20 protein-coding genes and 1 pseudogene are annotated in these 16,727 nt (G+C 34.0%); 7 read left to right on the forward strand and 14 right to left on the reverse strand.

All coding sequences use genetic code 11. From position 1 onward, the window contains the following. Genes QZN27_RS02785 through QZN27_RS02800 form a run of 4 tightly spaced genes read right to left on the reverse strand, consistent with a single transcriptional unit; the run spans position 1 to position 3,700 of the window. Positions 1-1,242, reverse strand: a complete 1,242-nt coding sequence (locus QZN27_RS02785) for a methanogenesis marker 15 protein (RefSeq protein WP_296783303.1) — start codon at positions 1,240-1,242, stop codon at positions 1-3. 1 nt (position 1,243) lies between these two features. Continuing rightward, positions 1,244-1,702, reverse strand: a complete 459-nt coding sequence (locus tag QZN27_RS02790) for a methanogenesis marker 5 protein (RefSeq protein ID WP_296783306.1) — start codon at positions 1,700-1,702, stop codon at positions 1,244-1,246. Positions 1,703-1,710: 8 nt separating this feature from the next. After that, on the reverse strand, positions 1,711-2,181 hold the full coding sequence (locus tag QZN27_RS02795; RefSeq protein ID WP_296783308.1) for a methanogenesis marker 6 protein: 471 nt from the start codon (positions 2,179-2,181) through the stop codon (positions 1,711-1,713). Beyond that, positions 2,153-3,700 carry a methanogenesis marker 3 protein gene (locus QZN27_RS02800; RefSeq protein ID WP_296783311.1) on the reverse strand — a complete coding sequence of 516 codons (1,548 nt, stop codon included), beginning with the start codon at positions 3,698-3,700 and terminating at the stop codon, positions 2,153-2,155. The genes QZN27_RS02795 and QZN27_RS02800 overlap by 29 nt, the downstream gene beginning before the upstream one ends. Before the next feature lie 125 nt (positions 3,701-3,825). Between QZN27_RS02800 and QZN27_RS02805 the strand changes: the two genes are divergently transcribed. Further along, entirely contained in the window at positions 3,826-4,563 is a 738-nt protein-coding gene (locus tag QZN27_RS02805) for a thermonuclease family protein (protein ID WP_296783314.1), read from the forward strand. A 5-nt stretch (positions 4,564-4,568) separates the two neighbouring features. On the opposite strand, the gene QZN27_RS02810 is transcribed toward QZN27_RS02805, so the two are convergent. From QZN27_RS02810 to QZN27_RS02825, 4 genes are read right to left on the reverse strand one after another with little or no spacing between them, the layout of a single operon-like run. Further along, positions 4,569-5,354, reverse strand: a complete 786-nt coding sequence (locus QZN27_RS02810) for a DUF4013 domain-containing protein (RefSeq protein ID WP_296783316.1) — start codon at positions 5,352-5,354, stop codon at positions 4,569-4,571. A 9-nt stretch (positions 5,355-5,363) separates the two neighbouring features. Continuing rightward, positions 5,364-6,338, reverse strand: a complete 975-nt coding sequence (locus tag QZN27_RS02815) for a methanogenesis marker 2 protein (protein ID WP_296783319.1) — start codon at positions 6,336-6,338, stop codon at positions 5,364-5,366. A 15-nt stretch (positions 6,339-6,353) separates the two neighbouring features. Further along, complete coding sequence (locus QZN27_RS02820; protein ID WP_296783322.1) at positions 6,354-7,469, reverse strand: DUF2117 domain-containing protein; 1,116 nt, start codon at positions 7,467-7,469, stop codon at positions 6,354-6,356. Then, entirely contained in the window at positions 7,466-7,972 is a 507-nt protein-coding gene (locus QZN27_RS02825) for a ribonuclease VapC (RefSeq protein WP_296783325.1), read from the reverse strand. The genes QZN27_RS02820 and QZN27_RS02825 overlap by 4 nt, the downstream gene beginning before the upstream one ends. Before the next feature lie 324 nt (positions 7,973-8,296). On the opposite strand from QZN27_RS02825, the gene QZN27_RS02830 reads away from it, so the two are divergent. The 4 genes from QZN27_RS02830 to QZN27_RS02845 are packed head-to-tail and all read left to right on the forward strand — an operon-like array spanning position 8,297 to position 10,754. Further along, positions 8,297-9,088, forward strand: coding sequence for a winged helix-turn-helix domain-containing protein (locus QZN27_RS02830; protein ID WP_296783327.1), 792 nt, complete (start codon positions 8,297-8,299; stop codon positions 9,086-9,088). Continuing rightward, complete coding sequence (locus QZN27_RS02835; RefSeq protein WP_296783330.1) at positions 9,085-9,876, forward strand: winged helix-turn-helix domain-containing protein; 792 nt, start codon at positions 9,085-9,087, stop codon at positions 9,874-9,876. The genes QZN27_RS02830 and QZN27_RS02835 overlap by 4 nt, the downstream gene beginning before the upstream one ends. A gap of 19 nt (positions 9,877-9,895) precedes the next feature. Next, on the forward strand, positions 9,896-10,225 hold the full coding sequence (locus QZN27_RS02840; protein WP_296783332.1) for a winged helix-turn-helix domain-containing protein: 330 nt from the start codon (positions 9,896-9,898) through the stop codon (positions 10,223-10,225). Between the two features lie 22 nt (positions 10,226-10,247). Continuing rightward, complete coding sequence (locus tag QZN27_RS02845) at positions 10,248-10,754, forward strand: molybdenum cofactor biosynthesis protein B (RefSeq protein ID WP_296783337.1); 507 nt, start codon at positions 10,248-10,250, stop codon at positions 10,752-10,754. Between the two features lie 22 nt (positions 10,755-10,776). Here the strand turns inward: QZN27_RS02845 and pyrE are convergent, their stop codons facing one another. Beyond that, positions 10,777-11,304, reverse strand: a complete 528-nt coding sequence (pyrE, locus tag QZN27_RS02850; RefSeq protein ID WP_296783340.1) for an orotate phosphoribosyltransferase — start codon at positions 11,302-11,304, stop codon at positions 10,777-10,779. Then, positions 11,304-11,534: a PRC-barrel domain-containing protein gene (locus QZN27_RS02855; protein ID WP_296783343.1), complete on the reverse strand. Its 231-nt coding sequence runs from the start codon at positions 11,532-11,534 to the stop codon at positions 11,304-11,306. The genes pyrE and QZN27_RS02855 overlap by 1 nt, the downstream gene beginning before the upstream one ends. A gap of 128 nt (positions 11,535-11,662) precedes the next feature. Between QZN27_RS02855 and xseA the strand changes: the two genes are divergently transcribed. Further along, on the forward strand, positions 11,663-12,919 hold the full coding sequence (gene xseA / locus QZN27_RS02860) for an exodeoxyribonuclease VII large subunit (RefSeq protein WP_296783345.1): 1,257 nt from the start codon (positions 11,663-11,665) through the stop codon (positions 12,917-12,919). Next, the gene (locus QZN27_RS02865; protein WP_296783349.1) at positions 12,919-13,137 is read left to right on the forward strand and encodes an exodeoxyribonuclease VII small subunit; all 219 of its coding nucleotides are present in this window, start codon (positions 12,919-12,921) and stop codon (positions 13,135-13,137) included. The genes xseA and QZN27_RS02865 overlap by 1 nt, the downstream gene beginning before the upstream one ends. A gap of 39 nt (positions 13,138-13,176) precedes the next feature. Here QZN27_RS02865 and QZN27_RS02870 read toward each other — a convergent pair whose 3' ends face one another. From QZN27_RS02870 to QZN27_RS02885, 4 genes and pseudogenes are all read right to left on the reverse strand, one after another. Then, positions 13,177-13,473: a putative quinol monooxygenase gene (locus QZN27_RS02870; RefSeq protein ID WP_296783352.1), complete on the reverse strand. Its 297-nt coding sequence runs from the start codon at positions 13,471-13,473 to the stop codon at positions 13,177-13,179. Positions 13,474-13,645: 172 nt separating this feature from the next. Next, a pseudogene (gene npdG, locus QZN27_RS02875) lies at positions 13,646-14,324 on the reverse strand (NADPH-dependent F420 reductase). A gap of 60 nt (positions 14,325-14,384) precedes the next feature. Next, positions 14,385-15,461 (reverse strand): NAD(P)-dependent alcohol dehydrogenase, encoded by a 1,077-nt coding sequence (locus tag QZN27_RS02880; protein WP_296783355.1) that lies wholly within the window; start codon positions 15,459-15,461, stop codon positions 14,385-14,387. 558 nt (positions 15,462-16,019) lie between these two features. Then, a partial coding sequence (locus QZN27_RS02885) for a winged helix-turn-helix domain-containing protein (protein WP_296783357.1) occupies positions 16,020-16,727 on the reverse strand: 708 nt, incomplete at its 5' end.

The following is a 16,727-nucleotide window of genomic DNA, read 5'->3' on the forward strand; positions in this document are numbered from 1 at the left end:
TTATTTATCATCTTGTCTGTGTCCCATTCCAGATACTAAAAGAGCTGCTCCCACAGCACCGATATGTTGAGAGTATTCAGGAACAATAACTTCAATTCCACCTAAAGTTTCACTTACCGCTTCAACAAGACCTGAAATCAAACTTGTTCCTCCCACTTGGATTAATGGTTCACGAATATCAATTTCCTGAAGTTGCTGTTCGTAAACTTGTTCAGAAACGGAGTGACATGCAGCTGCTGCCACATCTGCTTTGGAACCTCCTGCAGCAAGTGTAGTAACAAGGTCTTGAATACCGAATACAATACAGTAAGAGTTCAGCATGGCTTTTCTCCAATCACCTTGAACAGCCAATGGCCCAAGTTCGGTAATGTCAACATCCAGCCTACGGGAAGTCATGTCTAAAAATCTACCTGATGCACCGGCACAGATACCTCCCATGGTAAAGTTATCCGGAATACCGTTGTTAACGGTAATTACCTTGTTGTCCATACCACCAATATCTAAAACGGTTGCTTCTCCTTTTTGACAATCTGCCAGATATACTGCACCTTTTGCATTAACAGACAATTCTTCCTGAATAAGTTCCGCTTTAAATTCCTGACCCATTGTAAACCTACCGTAACCGGTAGTTCCGATACCATCAAGGTCATCCCAGTCATAATCTGTTTGGCCGAAAGCTTCCGCAGCGGCAGTTTTTGCAGATTCAATGATGTCTTTTGTGGCAGTCCAACCGGTTCCAATAACCTGATTGTTTTCCATGAGAACCGCTTTTGTAGTGGTTGAACCGGAGTCAAGTCCAAGGGTAAGGCCCTCTTGTTTTTCACGAGCAAGAATGCTTCTACGAGTAACGGTAGTAGCCAATGCTTCCATACGAATAAATAGTTCATCAGCTTTTGTTCTTTCAGTGAATGAATAGGTAACTACAGGAATACGAGTATTGTTCTGTATGAATCTTCTTACCTCATTTCTGACCAATGCCGCTTCAGCGCATCTGAAACAGGTTGCAATAAATACCGCATCAGGTCTTGACCTGCCTTCCACAATGGCCATGGCCCTAGCAATCATCAATTTCAGACTTGAACTTTGAGCTGAAAATCCGAATTTTTCATAAGATTCGTCAATGTAATCCAAATCAATTTCTGGAAGAATAATTTCAGCACCAAACTTATTTGCTGCCTTTTCAATTTCCTTTTGAATTCCACTGTATTCTGTTCCACATGAAACTAATGCAATTTTAACCATTTTATTCTTCCTCCTTATCAGTTTCTTCAAGAGAATCTACAAAATCATTGATTTGATTTACCATCACATAGGTTTCATCTTGATTTGTAGGGTAATTTAATTCTAAAACAGGAATTCCCTTATTCCTAAGTAAAAATATTGATAGCTCATTGGTTCTTGCACAACCAATACAACCAAATCCGTATGGAGCTCCATCAACAACAATTGCAGCTTCCGCCTCATCTATAAGAGGTCCGATAATTGCCATTCTTCCACGAACACCGGAAGGAACTTCAATAGCTGCATATTTAAGTCCTTGAATTGGATCATCTTCAGTAATGTTCATTGGAGGAGAATCAATCTCAGGGTCCTTTATTTTTTGCCTAATTTGTTTTTGTAAAACTAAAGGAGTGTGACCTTTTCTCTCAAGTAAATCTGCTAAAATTAATGAGTTTGGAGGATAAACAGCGATTTTAACCATAATTTCACCTATTCTTTTTTATCTAAACATTCATTCATGACTTTTTTAAATTCATCAACACTAACTGGTTTTTTCTCTTCAATCTCTACATCTTTACGCTCTTCCAGCGCATTTGCAACAAAACCAAGTATTCTGTACTCTTTTTCCATCTGGTGGAAACCTTCTCTAGGACCAAATCTATGACCTCTGCAACGTCTAGGATCGCCTGGTGCAAATCCTCTTTCCTTTGTGAAAATGTGGTTTGGGTCAAGCTTTCTTATTTCTTCAATAGCCTTGTAAACATCTTCACTTTTCCCACTAATCATAGACCCATAACAAGTATTTTTTATTGTAAGCGGTAAACCGAGCATATGAAACTCAGTGACAATTTCTTGTTCACTCACATGAGCTCCCGGCCCAATAAAAATCATACGAGTAATTACATCAGGATCCCAATCTTCTGTACCCAAATCAGGACTCATGGTTAGATTCTGTGACATAAACTTCAACTCCCTCTTTTAATTTTTCAAGAATATCATAATCTGAAGTGATATCTCCAATTATATTAGTTGCCTCGAAACTTTCTGCAGTCGGACCAAATTCCACATTATCTTCAAATCTGATACCGATTAAACCGGCACTTTTTGAAGCCATGTTTGTAATACCAATTTGACCCCTAATTACCTTATCCACTGGGTTATTTTCAGGAATCAAACCCTTAGCTAATTTTTTATCCCCTTCAAAGATGACAATGTGCATTCCAGGCACTGCAAAGTGAACTTTAATTTTACCGATAGGATTTTCTAAAAGTCCAGACAAGAATTTGAAGTACCTTACAGACCTTGGAGCATTATCAACGAATTTAATAGTGCATAAATCATCTTTGTTAATTGCTTTGGTAATTACTTGACCCTCTTTTAATATATCAATTGTATGTTTTGGAGTCTGTTCGACAATGATTGCATCATCATCAACCAAACCATCTATCATGTGTTCGACACCTACAGCAGACAACATTTCTGTAGCTTCTTTTTGAGTTTTATTTAATAACATCAGCCTTTGTTGCTCTGATTTAACAGTAATGAAATCATTTTCTTTTGCAATGTCAATAATTTCCATACCATTTACAATACGACCAACAGTGGTATGATTTGGAGTTAAAACTCTGTTTTCACGATAAATATATAATTTTCCTACACCTACACCATTATTTCTAACGGTGATTGTTCCTCTATTTCTCAAGGTAGTATCTTCTTTAGGCTTAATAATTCCGGCAAGGTCATAAAAACCAATGAATGATTCACTATCATATGAAACTTTAATTCTACCATCTTTAATAATTGAAAAGAGATGTTCTACACAGATTGGGGAATCTTCATCGATTTCGAATGAAATATAAGTAAATAGTTCATTGCCCTCTTGTAGAACTGTGCTTAAATCGGATACTGAAGCACTATCGGTTGTTGTGCTTCTCTCGATGATAGGTTCAATGCCTGTTACCCTATCATCATCTGTCAGATTATCCAATGTTTTTTTACCTCCGATGATACGGGCAAAAATACCCTTATTATACGGCGGCACACTATAGACATTTGTAGTGTTTTCTTTAAGCATTATTAAATGAGTAGACTCATTACTAAAACTAGATAAACTTAAAACAACATCCCCTTCAAAATATTTATATTCATCTGAAGTTGGTTCCAGATCAGTTACGATAGGGCCGATAGCCACTTCAGTTGGAGTGGACCATCGAATATCAAGGTCAACAAACTCCTCGTACTGATTTTTCCAAACATCAACGAGAGGTTTTGCCTCCTCTGACTCGTCTAACTGAATTATTATTGAACCCTTGTTTGTTTTAATTTTATACTTGCTAATATTCTTTTCAAGTTCCTTTTTACCTTTTATTAAGCAAATAATACTTCCTGGAGTATAAGGAGCATTTGTTTCAGCAATCACATCTTGTATTGTTGAAGCATCTGCCACTTCCACTTCTTCTCCATTAATTTTAATTAACATACAATCTCCAATAAGAATTTTTAATATTATATATATTTGATGTTTTACTATAAAATAATTATTTATTTAATTGGAAAATTATATTAACACAAAGTTATAACAATTATATTAATGGAGGGAAATTTATGGAAATCAATAAAAAACATATCTTTTCTTTGCTGATTATTTTAGTCATTGTCGCAGGGGCAATATCCATTGCCAGCGCATACACCGGAACCGGCTTTTCACACACCGTTCCAAGTTCAAAGTACTCTGACTTGTCTGCATCAGATATTTTAAATAAATACCCCAATACAGATTGCAAGGTCGAGGAAAGCGGGGTCTGTACACAAGTGGTTGATGGGGATACTATCTATTTGGACAACGGCAAAAAGGTACGTTTTGTTGGTGTGAACACTCCTGAAAGAGGTGTTACCGGATATATTGCATCTAAAAACTTCGTTCAAAAATTATGCTTAAATAAAAAAGTCGGATTGGATGTTGACAATTCCAAACACAACGACAAATATGGCCGTACATTGGCTGTTGTTATTGTTGATGGAAAAAACGTTAATGAAATGCTTCTAAAAGAGGGTCTCGCAGAGATAATGTACATACCGCCAAGTGAATTCTATCCATATCACTGGGCAAACAGCGATACACACACTGCCGATTCGTATAGTACATACAGCAATACCCATTCGGACAAGTTTTCAAGTTCCGGCGATTCGGGAAGTTATATCGGCAACTCAAATTCAGGAAAATTCCATGAAGCCAGTTGCCAATGGGGTCAAAAAACCGCTGAACACAATATGGTCTATTTCAATAGCAGAAGTGATGCCGTTTCACAGGGATATGTACCATGCAAGGCATGCAACCCTTAATTATACTATTTTAAGAATTCAATTTCCCTTTCCAATCTTTTTAAATCATCATCATTATTTTCAGCAATGTTTGAATACACCAATCCCAGGGAATAATTACCTATGCTTTCGACAAATGGGATTACAATACCAATATAGATTAAAAATCCAACATATGGAATAGACAGCACAACTGATGTGACAACTGAAATGACACCAATAAGAATTATCATAAGTATCACCCATTTAATGATATTGAATATTCCAATGTTTCGGATATCGCTGATAACCTTATTAATCTTTAAAGCTTCAGACAAACTATTAAAGTAAGCCAATCTAGCTTTAGCGAAAAACAGGAGAAATTCGAACAGCAAATATGTGAATACAATAAGCAAAATCATCAAACCAAGAGTTGCTATAAATGTATGAATCTGAAAGTTGCGAATCAAATCAATGCTTGTAGGACCCAATATCCGGAAAACAGCAAAAAACATGACCGCAGGAACAATCATATAAACCATTCTTAAGCACAATACCCTAACTGAATCATAGATATTATTCACCAAATTAAAGGAAGGCATAATGGAAGATTCAACTGAACCTATTCTAACAATTGACAATAAATATCCCGGCACAATAAGAATAAAAGCAAAAAATCCAATCACTCCAAAAAACACCACATAATTATTATCCATAGCCATACCAATTGGGACAATAGCCATCAAAATGAATAATATAAAAAGAATCGGCAATTTAGCAATATTTCTAAAAGGATACTTAAAAGAGTTTGAAATGATCTTTCCTACATCCATGATTTCACCTCATCTAAAAATAAAAACCGGATTTTTTTCCTGATTGAAGACTTCTGCCTGCTGGTCTTCATAATTCAAATAAAGACAATTTGAATCGGTGACCTCGCCAACAACTTCCGCTTCAATTGAGAATCTTGACAGATACTCTTTAATGTATTCACAGTATTCCTGTGAAGCAGTAAATACAAAACCGGAACCAGGATATGACCTAAGCCAGTCAACCCATTCCACACTTTCGTTTCTTGGAATGTCTTCCAAATTAACTACAGCACCTTTTCTGGAAGTTTCTAAAAGCATTTCCAGGGTTCCTAAAATTCCAGGATTGGAAATGTCCTTTCCGGATTTGACATAATCATTTTCAGCCAGATATTGTATTGCAGTGATTTGGTCACGAACCAGCTGGGCATCCTTATCATATGTTGTATCCCAGTTCAGACTGAACATTTCATGAGGCTTGCCGTCAAGATCTATTGCGACAATTATCTTATCTCCGACTTCCGCCCCGAAACTTGTTATGATTTTATCCTTTTGTGCGATTCCTACAATTGCAACACCCAAAGAATCAACATCACCGTCGGGATGCAGGTGGCCCCCTACCATTGGAACGCCAAACTTCAAGCATCCGTCTTTTATTCCCTTCAATAAATCTTCATAGATATCATCATTGCTTATTGACATTATGTTAACCATTGCCAATGGCTTTCCTCCCATTGCTGCAATATCGTTTACATTTACAAGCACTGAACAGTATCCTGCCCAGTAAGGGTTTACATTCATGATGTCGCCCCATATTCCATCTGCAGCAATAAGCATTACCTGATTGTTCCCAATATCAATAGCTGAAGCGTCATCCCCGATATCTATTACAACATTTCCCGAAACATTATATGATTCCTTCAGGAGAGATATTACATTATCTATTGAACCTTTACGGGTGACTCCTTTAAATTCTTGAATTTCTCGTACAAGATTATCAAAATCCAATTTTACACTTCCAGTTTAGTTAATATAATTAATTTTATATTTACAATTAATATTTTTTATAATTTCTTCAATTTTTACCTTAACGTCATCAATATCAGTGAAATCATATGATTCCTGTTTGCCGCCAAAAATTTCCTTTTTAATATTATGTCCAATGATATCATCAAAACCACTTTCGACTTCAAAGATTATAGAATCCTTGACCTTGAATCCATCTTCCACAACCTTGTCCAAATCTCCATCAGTTATTCCAATTACAGGTATATCAAATCTATATAAAATGTCAGAAGATATCAATGTTGTATCGTCACCGACAGTTATGACCAGACTGGAATTTCTAAACTTATATACATCTTCACCAGCATGATCAAGAAAAGTGACAATGAAATCATCAGGCTTTTTGTTGGAAATGACCCTCGGAGTGACTTTTGCATGCCTTAAAAGACCTGTCTTTATGATTGCGCTTTCAAGGTCAACTTCACCAAGCTTTTCCAATCCATGGCTTTTAAGCTCCCCTCCTACAATATCAACAATGTGATTGTCCTTTGCAATCAATGTCAGCTTATCGGAGTTGGTTTTACCGATGACCACACTGTTAACCATGATGTTTTCACCGGGACTTACGCCATGAACGATTCTTTGATTGATTCCGGCATCATCCTGCCTGATGTGATTATCATAAACCTCTTCGGGAGTTACAATATCCAAATTTAATTTTTGAGACAGTTCCTGAACAAGTTCAAGGTCGTTATTCCAGGCAATTACGCTACCGTCCCGTTCGCCAGGACGCTCAATTTGAATTAAAGGAATATCATTTTTAGGAATTTTATTAATGAAATGATTATAAACCTTATAACCGAAAACCTGACCGGTTACATCTGATTTTCCATAATTAAGTAAAAATATCACATCAACTTGCTCATCATAAAATAACTTTAAAGAATCGCTAGGAACCAGCTTGCGTGAAATGTCAATGACTTCTTCCAGATTAGCATCAATCACCGCAGTTCGACCCATTGTTCCGCCCAGTCTGGCAGACACCTCTCCATAAGTCCTGAGCAATTCGATTAAATCTAAAGCATAACCTGAATCAATAATATTCGGACCATGAACCACAACACCAATTCTCATCTGTTCACCTTAATTCTTTTTTTAAAAATTCGAGACCCGCATATTTCACAGTCATCAAATGGATAATCATCATCGTATTCCTTTTTGCAGCCTTCACATATTTTTTTCCAATTGTATATCCCCTTGATTCCATCGGTAATTACTCCAGAATAAGGAATATCCATGATTTTTAAAGTATTCTGAATTGTATAATCATCACTGATTACCTTAACATTATGGCCTTTTTCACGCAACATGTAGGCAAGCGAAATTAACTTTTTGTCGGGAGTGGATAACCTTAAAATATCACCTGACACAGATATAATATCATTGACACTGGATATGTATTGATAAGGTACATCTTGTATACATAGTTTGCCTTCCTCAAGCGCCATGTCAAATGCTAGTTTAGACTTAAAGTCTTTAATTTCTTGGGTAATTTCTGGAACTGTAAAATTATTATTGGAAATAATTTTAAATCCGTTAATAAAAGCTGATGCATCCAATACATAAGTAATTTCCATGTGGTTATATTTGGATTTATAAATTAATAAAACTTAGCCATCTAAAAATATGCCCTTAAAGTTCGGATTCCGAATAAGTTCTGAATGGATTTGGAATGAATTTGGAACAAATTTGGAATAAGTTGTGAATAAAATTGGAACAAACTCCGAAGAAATACCGAAGAAATTTGGAATAACTTCCGAAAAAGATTGGAAAATCATTATAATAAAGTTTGAAGAAATTTGGAACATATTTTGAAAAAGTTATTTAAATTCCAATAATTAAATTAAGATTAAAGAGAAATTTCAAGAGGAAATTTCTAAAAACTGTTGGAGAATCAAAATATGGATATCAAAAACAACATTAACAATGATATTAAATTTCTTGCAAAATCCGAAATTAGATTAAAAATTCTAAGTGAATTAGATAAACATCCGGACAATGTCCGTGGACTTGTCAAAAAGACAAGCATAGCCTATAGTTCAGTATCAAGCAACATCGGAAAATTAGAAAATCATAACTACATCACAAAAATCGAGAACAAATACCACATCAATCCAATGACACAAGTCTACTTTAAAACATTAATGGACTTTAAAAATAGCGTCGAATTGGTGAATACCTATGATGCATTTTGGAACAAACATAATTTGAATCAGCTAAGCATCACATCAGTTAAAAGAATCACTGATTTAAAAAACTCAGAACTGATTGAAACAACACCGATTGACATCTATAAAACCCACAACACTATCAAGAATCAGATAATGGATTCAAAAAATGTTAGGGCAATATTTCCATATCTTCATCCGGAATATCCTAACCTGATTGAAGGCGTTTTGAAAAATGACGGAAGTGTAGAATTAATTGTACCTAAAAGCATATTCAAAGAACTGCTCTTTCGTGTCAATAATGATGTGAGAAGAAAAGCCATTAGGGATAAAAAACTGAGGGTTTACAGCTTTGAAAAAGATTTGAATTTATATTTAACGATATGTGATGAAAACATGAGTTTAGGACTATTTAAAAATGACGGCAGTTTTGATCAAAACAGGGTTCTGGTTTCCAATGACAAACAATCCTATAACTGGGCTGAAGAGTTATTTAATCATGTCAAAAAGCAGGTGAAAAAATGAGCACAGTAGAAACAAAAAAAGAATTGATCAAGGAGTTCAGTGGCGTCAAATACATATTAACCTCCGGTATGAGGTCAAAACTGCTTCTTGCAATATATGATGGTCCTAAAAACTTAGATGAATTAAGGAATGAGTTGAAAAAGCCTTCCGCAACAATATTGCATGGCCTGAAAGAACTAGAAAACATCAATTTAATCAGAAAAGTTCAAAAGTATTATGAACTGACATCAAATGGTTTTCTATTAACAACAAATATGGTGAAGCTCATTGAGAATTGGTATGCCCTCAACAAAAACAAAGTATTCTGGAATAGCCATGACCTGGAGGGAATACCTGATGATGTGCTGAAGGACGTTTACCTTTTAAAAAATGCGGAATATGTGGCTTCAACAACAAGTGATTTATCAAATGCGTTTAATGCATATATCAGATTGATTTCAAAAGCAAAAAAATTAAAAATAATCTTTCCAATTTATTCAGAAAACCATTTTAAACATCTAATCAAACTGTTGAATGATAAAAAATTGAAAAAATTGGAAATGGTGGTTAGTGAAGAAATCTTAAAATCAATTGAAGAAAATAAACTGCTTAAAAAAGAATTGATCAATAATAAAAAAGTGAAAATCAGATGTGTTGAAAGAAAACTGAAAGTCTTTTTAACTTACAGCGAAGATTTTATGTCACTGACTCTATTCTTTAAGGACGGTCATTATGATGATTCCCAAATTTTAATTGCAAAAGATAAAAACGCAATTAAATGGGCAAAAATGCTTGAAAAGCTATATTAAAAATTATGGAGGACGATCGATGGCAAGTTTACAAAAAACATTAGTGAATTGGAATTTATTAGGAATACAGGATAAAGAACTATTGAACTTTTTAGTTGGAAGAGAAGGAGGGAAAACAAGTATTTTGATTCTAGATTTAATCCTTCAGAAACCTTACAACAAAAACCAGATAGCAAAACAATTAGGACTTGATTACAATACGGTAAACTACCATATAAAAATTATGTGTGCACACAACTACATTACAGCAGAAAGATTTGAAAAAAGTGTCTTCTATTATCCCACTGAAAAATTTAATAAGGTACATAAAGAATATACTTTATTAAAGGAATACGTTCTAAACAGATAAAATCATAAAGTGGAGAATCTATATGAAAAGTGAAACTACTGAACAACACAAAAGCATATCATCTAATGACATTACCTGTGGAATAATAACTCTTAGTGATAGTAGAAAATCTGAAAAATTGGATTTGTCAGGAAAAATAATCTCTGAGGAAATCGAATCCAGATATACCCTGAAAGCTAAAAGTCTAATTCCTGATGAAAAAGAAGAATTGGTCAATACCATAAATGAAATGATTCAAGAAGGTGTTGATGTAATTTTAACAACTGGAGGTACCGGTTTGGATACCCGTGACATAACTGTTGAAACAGTGGAATCACTTTTCGAAAAAAAAATTGACGGGTTTGGAGAACTATTCAGATTTAAGTCTTTTGAAGAAATAGGTTCTGGAGCTCTTCTTTCAAGAGCAACAGCAGGGGTTTACAAAAAGACATTGATATTTTCCATGCCCGGATCTCCAAATGCTGTCAAAACAGCATTAAGTTTAATAATTGATGAACTTCCTCATTTTGTCCATCATGTGAAAAAATGAGGAACTAATCCTTCATCATTTTTTAATCAAAAAATTCATTGACAGTGATTAAAGGTTCTAAAGTTATACCCGCTTTTTCAAACTCTTCAATAGCGCCTTCCTGTCTGTCAACCACAACGAATGCCCTAACTACATTGCCGCCATTATCCTGAATAGCGTTTATGGCTTTTAAAAGTGATCCGCCAGTGGTGGAAACGTCTTCAACTACAATAACATCATCATCTTGGTTTAACTCACCTTCAATTAATTTAGATGTTCCGTAGCCTTTCTTTTCCTTACGAATCATTAACAAAGGAATTTTGGATTCCAGTGAAACAGCTGTGGCAATTGGAACTGCACCTAAAGCTGGTCCTGCAACTTTATCAATGTCTTCATCTTTTATTTTTTCAGTGATTAATTTTGAAATAGTGGACAATATTTCAGGCTCGGTAATCGCCTTTTTCATATTGATGTAGTAATTGCTCTTCTTTCCGGAAGATAAAGTAAAATCACCTTCTAAAAATACTTCATTTTCCTTTAACAATTCGATTAAATACTCTTTTGAAACCATTATAAATCATCTTCCCCTTTAAGTATAATCTTATCGCCGATGACCTTAACAAGCTCCATAGGAACTAGATTTTCACTAGCTTTGATTTGTTCGGAAAATCCTGTTTTTTTGAGTACCAAATCAGTGATTTCATATGTATCCTTATCCAAGACAACATCAGAAACTTTACCGACAATCTGAATGTCTGCATCGAGAACTTCTTTTCCAAATAATTCATCTCTTATTCTCATAAAAAACACCTTTTTAATATTAGATAGTTGTTAATATTAATTAATTGTTTCTAAAAAATGGAGACAAAAAAGCAAAATTGTATTAAATAGTAACAATATAATAACAATATTGATTTCAAGGTGAATCTATGGAAGAAAGAACTTTTAGCGTATCGGAAATTAATTCTTATCTCAATAAAAAGTTTAAAGAAGATCCAAATTTAAAAAACATTTATGTTAAAGGTGAAATTTCCAATTATAAAACCTATCCAAGTGGACACAGCTATTTCACTTTAAAGGATGAGGATTCACAGATTCCTGCAGTATTCTTTAAATTTTACAAAAAAAGGTCACTGACTTTTGAACCCAAAGACGGCATGAAAGTTATTGTTAAAGGTAAAATTGAAGTTTATGAAAAGGATGGCAAATATCAATTATATGTCACCAAAATTACTGAAGACGGAATTGGAATCCTATATGCCAAATATGAACAGTTAAAAAAGGATCTTGAAAGAGAAGGATTATTTGATGATGCCCATAAAAAAGAAATACCGAAGTATCCGAAAAGAATTGGAGTGGTGACCGCCCAGACTGGAGCCGTCATAAAAGACATCATCACTACAGTCAGAAGAAGATATCCAATTTGTGAAATACTATTATTTTCAACATTGGTTCAGGGAAACATGGCAGCTCCGCAAATCGTGAGGCAGATTAAACATGCTCAAGAATATGATATAGACACGCTCATTGTAGGTCGTGGCGGAGGAAGCATTGAAGATTTATGGCCTTTCAACGAGGAGATTGTAGCTCGTGCAATTTATGATTGCAAAATCCCGGTCATAAGTGCAGTGGGCCATGAAACCGACTACACAATATCTGATTTTGTAGCGGATAAAAGGGCTCCAACACCGACAGCGGCTGGAGAATTTGCTGTTCCAAATATAATAGAAATAAAAAACAATGTTAACCAGCTTTCCAATAGAATCAACAAGAGCATTGAAAACAAGCTATTTGAAAATAAGACCCGATTGAAAAACATTTCCCAAAAGAATGTTTTGAAAAATCCTGAATCTATTTATGAAATTAAGGGAATGCATTTGGACAATTTGATTAACAAACTTGACTTTACCTCCAAAAGCATTATTTCACAGAATAGAAACAGATTATTTAAACTGGAAAACTCCATTGTTTTGAAAAAACCTGAAGAAATAATAAAACCAAAAAAAGAAGCATGTTTAAGAAATATTAACAAACTAGAAGTTTTGAACCCTCTTTTGACATTGAAAAGAGGTTATACCATGGCAAAATCTGGAGACAAAGTAATTTCTTCAGCAAAAGAGGTTAGCTCCGGAGATAAACTTGATATTGAATTTGATGACGGAATCGTAAATACAAAGGTGATATAATGGAAGATTTAAGTTTTGAAGAAAGTTTAGAAAAATTAGAAGAAATCGTGAACAAATTAGAAAATGGTGACGTTCCATTGGATGATGCAATTGACGAATTCAACAAAGCAATGCAGCTTGTTAAAGTATGTAATGATAAATTAAATTCCGCTGAAGAGGCAATTGCAAAAATAGTTAAAGACAATGGAGATGTTGTTGAATTCAATTCAACAGAGTGAAAATTGTCTTTAATTTCGAAAAAAAGAAAAAAAGAAAATTTAAAGATCAGTAGCCTCAGCATCAAAAACATCAATGATGAGATCGGATGCAACTAAATCTTGAATATTTTCTCCGAATCTAATGAAATGATCTGTTTGCAAATGTGAACCTAATATTTCTTTTGATTCCCATTGTTCTACAAATAACAATGTGCCATCTGCAGTATTAGAATATAAATTATAATCTATATTTCCTTCTTCTTTTTTAGTGTTTTCAATTAAATCCTGTGCAAATTCTACAATTTTTGCGCATGCATCTTCGTCTTTAGGAATTGCTTTTGCTAAAACCATTATCATTTAAATCACCTCATAATTAAGGAACCTTGAGTTAAATATTAAGAAATTATGAAGACATAATTTCCTAAATATTTAACTTAAGTTGAAATTAAATATATCAGTCATACCAATTATATTTTAAGACAACATTTTACAAATAGAGTAGTATTAAAAATATTACCTAATTTCAATCTTATTTCTCGAACTGTGGGATTCCAGTAATTCTAAGTCCTCCATAATGGGATCTGTATTTAATATTCAATCCGATTAATAATGGAGTGATTGATTATTCTTGATTTTTCTAATATTCCACAGTCAATAGCTTGAATGCCTGGAAGTTTATCTATAAGTTCAATTGCAACTTCTTTAGCTTCCTTATCATCCCCTGCGATTAAACAATCACAGTCTATTTCATTTGGAATATTAGCCAAATGGGAGTTACTGATATTACAGAAGGCACATATTACTTTTGCGCCGGTTCCTTCAAGGATTTTAGCAGTCCTTTCTGCAGCAGAACCTTCCATTAAGTCAATGAAACGGAAAGGTTTTCCGCCGATAGCTGTTTCAAGAGGAACAGTTGCATCAAGAACAATTTTATCAGCACAAAATTCTTTAATTCCTTCTAGTGTAGGTTTTTGAGCTGCAAGAGGCACGGTGAGAATTAAGATATCTCCAGCTTTTGCCGCATCTTCGTTGGCCATACCTACAATATTCAAATCATAATCTTTAAGCTCTTCAATTGTTTCTTCAACAATGGTTAAAGCTTTTTCTTCTTTACGGGATCCGACAATGACTTCAACACCTTCAATTGCAAATCTCTTTGCAATTCCAAGACCTTGTGGACCTGTTCCGCCAATAACTGCAACTTTCATAATATCACCTTAAAAAAAGAAAATAATATGTAATGATTAGAATCATTACATAAAAAGTATCTAGTCGAGATCTAACATTACTACAGGTTTGATTAAGTCTTTAGGTTTGTCTTTCATCAAGAGTAATGCATCTTCGATTTTTTCAAGACCTTTGAATTTGTGGGTTACTAATAATTCTGGGTCTTGTCTGCCGTATAATGCTAAGTCAGCAAGTCTTTCCATCCTTACTGCTCCACCAGGACATAATCCGTTTTTAATGTTGATGTTAGACATACCGCAACCCCAGAGTTCACGTGGGATTAATACATTGTCAGCACCACTTAAGTAGTTTACGTTGGATACGGTTCCTCCTGCTTTTGCTGCACCGATAGCTTCTTTCCATGTGTTTTCTAAGTTACCACCAGCAATAATTACGGAGTCTACACCAGCACCGTCGGTTAATTCTCTGACTTGTTCGTCGATTGGTCCTTCCCTATAGTTGATGATGTCTGTTGCACCGTATTTTTTAGCAACTTCAACGGAGATTGGACGAGTACCTGCTGCAAACATTCTTCCTGCACCTAAACATTTAGCACCAGCAATAGCTGAAAGACCTACTGCACCGATACCGATAACGAGTACGGTTCCACCTAATGGGATGTCTGCGTTTTCTGAACCCATCATACCGGTAGACCACATGTCTGTTAACATTACAGCAGCTTCATCAGACATTCCGTCAGGTATGAATGTTAGGTTTGCGTCTGCCATGTTTACGTGGAATCTTTCACCGAATACACCGTCTTTGAAGTTGGAGAATTTCCAACCACCGAGAGGTTCGGTTGTTTGTGATGGGAATCCTCTTTGTGCTGCTTCATCATCCCAGTCAGGAGTAATAGCAGGAACAATTACACGGTCTCCAGGTTTGAATTTGGTAACGTGGCTACCTACTTCAACAACTTCACCGACTGCTTCGTGACCTAAGACCATGTCTCTTCTGTCACCGATTGCACCTTCCCATACTGTGTGGATATCTGAAGTACAAGGGGATACACAAGTTGGTTTAATGATTGCGTCTAATGGTCCACATTCAGGAACTTCTTTTTCTACCCATCCGATTTCATTGAGTCTTTTCATTGCAAATCCTTTAAAAGTTGCCATTTTTTTCACCTCTTTTAAGTAAAACATTCATATAAAATTTAAGTGAAAAAACAAGGAAATATAAACAAAAAATGTTTATAAATAACCGATTTAAACACGTATTTCTTTAAAAAACATGATTATAAACATGTTAATTTAGAAATAACTAAATAGTATACAAATGTTTTCTAATTTAATATATTACATGCCCCATATATAAAAGTTACTACTTATTAGTGTATATTTTCAGTATTACCAAATAATTAAGGATAGAATGATAATTTTAAGGACTCATGATGATTTTTTATTATGATGATTTTAATTACTCTGAAAACAAAAATTTTAAAAAAAATGCTAAAAATTCAAAACGATTGTGAAAATGGAATAGTGAATTAATAAATTAGAATTAACTTAGAAAATTTAAATGTTATGAAAAAAATTAAAATATGAAATGAAAATTTAAGAGACTGCAAATAAAAAAATCTATGCTGATGTGAAAAACAAGTCAATGTAAAAAATTCATGTTGATGATAAAAAAATAATTGAATGCAAATAATACATAAAATAAAATAAAAAAAATTATTTCAAAATATGCTTTTTATAGGAATAATAAAACCTATAGGCATCACCGATACCGGATTGTTCCTCAATGAAAAGCATTTCCGAATTATCAAAGACAGAATCATCATAAAATAAAAATATTGATGCAAACTTATCAGATACAGTGAAAAAGATATTTGACAGGTCTTCAACAATATAATAATCAATCTTTTTATCACGAACCAATGCCTTGAAATAATTTTCAGAATCGGATTTGACTATTAAATCATGGATTGTTTTTGTAGTCAGTAAATCCAAATGTCCCTCATGATCAATTAAAGCTTCATATATTGAATCCATGAAAATCTTTGAAAATACCGGTAAAATCATACAGATATCGGTAGATTTTTTTATATTATCCAGATAAACATTTATAGGCTTTGCAAATTCTGTTATACTGGACTTTACCGATGAAACTCCACTAAATGAAGAAATATCTTTTAAAAAACGATTTGGTATTGATTTAATAGAATGGTCTTCCCAAAATCTTTCCTGATTGTCAATATTTTCAAAATTGGACACTAAATTTTGTAAATTTTTAGCAAATAAAAATCCTATGGATGTAATAGCATATTTCTTATCCGGCAAACGTGTAATCAATTTGCAAGATTTCAAATCGTTTAACCCTCTGGAAATATTCGCAGATTTTTTGTTGGACTCTGATTCAAGCTCTTTAATAGTCTTGTT

Origin of the sequence: uncultured Methanobrevibacter sp. (assembly GCF_900316895.1) — an archaeon.
GTDB lineage: Archaea > Methanobacteriota > Methanobacteria > Methanobacteriales > Methanobacteriaceae > Methanocatella.

Excerpts from the sequence above, each read along its gene's own strand:
- QZN27_RS02880 (WP_296783355.1), bottom strand. The coding sequence starts at position 15,461 with ATGGCAACTTTTAAAGGATTTGCAATGAAAAGACTCAATGAAATCGGA.
- QZN27_RS02840 (WP_296783332.1), top strand. The coding sequence starts at position 9,896 with ATGGCAAGTTTACAAAAAACATTAGTGAATTGGAATTTATTAGGAATA.
- QZN27_RS02845 (WP_296783337.1), top strand. The coding sequence starts at position 10,248 with ATGAAAAGTGAAACTACTGAACAACACAAAAGCATATCATCTAATGAC.
- QZN27_RS02835 (WP_296783330.1), top strand. The coding sequence starts at position 9,085 with ATGAGCACAGTAGAAACAAAAAAAGAATTGATCAAGGAGTTCAGTGGC.
- pyrE (WP_296783340.1), bottom strand. The coding sequence starts at position 11,304 with ATGGTTTCAAAAGAGTATTTAATCGAATTGTTAAAGGAAAATGAAGTA.
- QZN27_RS02830 (WP_296783327.1), top strand. The coding sequence starts at position 8,297 with ATGGATATCAAAAACAACATTAACAATGATATTAAATTTCTTGCAAAA.
- QZN27_RS02805 (WP_296783314.1), top strand. The coding sequence starts at position 3,826 with ATGGAAATCAATAAAAAACATATCTTTTCTTTGCTGATTATTTTAGTC.
- QZN27_RS02865 (WP_296783349.1), top strand. The coding sequence starts at position 12,919 with ATGGAAGATTTAAGTTTTGAAGAAAGTTTAGAAAAATTAGAAGAAATC.
- QZN27_RS02855 (WP_296783343.1), bottom strand. The coding sequence starts at position 11,534 with ATGAGAATAAGAGATGAATTATTTGGAAAAGAAGTTCTCGATGCAGAC.
- QZN27_RS02810 (WP_296783316.1), bottom strand. The coding sequence starts at position 5,354 with ATGGATGTAGGAAAGATCATTTCAAACTCTTTTAAGTATCCTTTTAGA.
- QZN27_RS02870 (WP_296783352.1), bottom strand. The coding sequence starts at position 13,473 with ATGATAATGGTTTTAGCAAAAGCAATTCCTAAAGACGAAGATGCATGC.
- QZN27_RS02795 (WP_296783308.1), bottom strand. The coding sequence starts at position 2,181 with ATGTCACAGAATCTAACCATGAGTCCTGATTTGGGTACAGAAGATTGG.
- QZN27_RS02790 (WP_296783306.1), bottom strand. The coding sequence starts at position 1,702 with ATGGTTAAAATCGCTGTTTATCCTCCAAACTCATTAATTTTAGCAGAT.
- QZN27_RS02785 (WP_296783303.1), bottom strand. The coding sequence starts at position 1,242 with ATGGTTAAAATTGCATTAGTTTCATGTGGAACAGAATACAGTGGAATT.
- QZN27_RS02825 (WP_296783325.1), bottom strand. The coding sequence starts at position 7,972 with ATGGAAATTACTTATGTATTGGATGCATCAGCTTTTATTAACGGATTT.
- xseA (WP_296783345.1), top strand. The coding sequence starts at position 11,663 with ATGGAAGAAAGAACTTTTAGCGTATCGGAAATTAATTCTTATCTCAAT.
- QZN27_RS02820 (WP_296783322.1), bottom strand. The coding sequence starts at position 7,469 with ATGAGAATTGGTGTTGTGGTTCATGGTCCGAATATTATTGATTCAGGT.
- QZN27_RS02800 (WP_296783311.1), bottom strand. The coding sequence starts at position 3,700 with ATGTTAATTAAAATTAATGGAGAAGAAGTGGAAGTGGCAGATGCTTCA.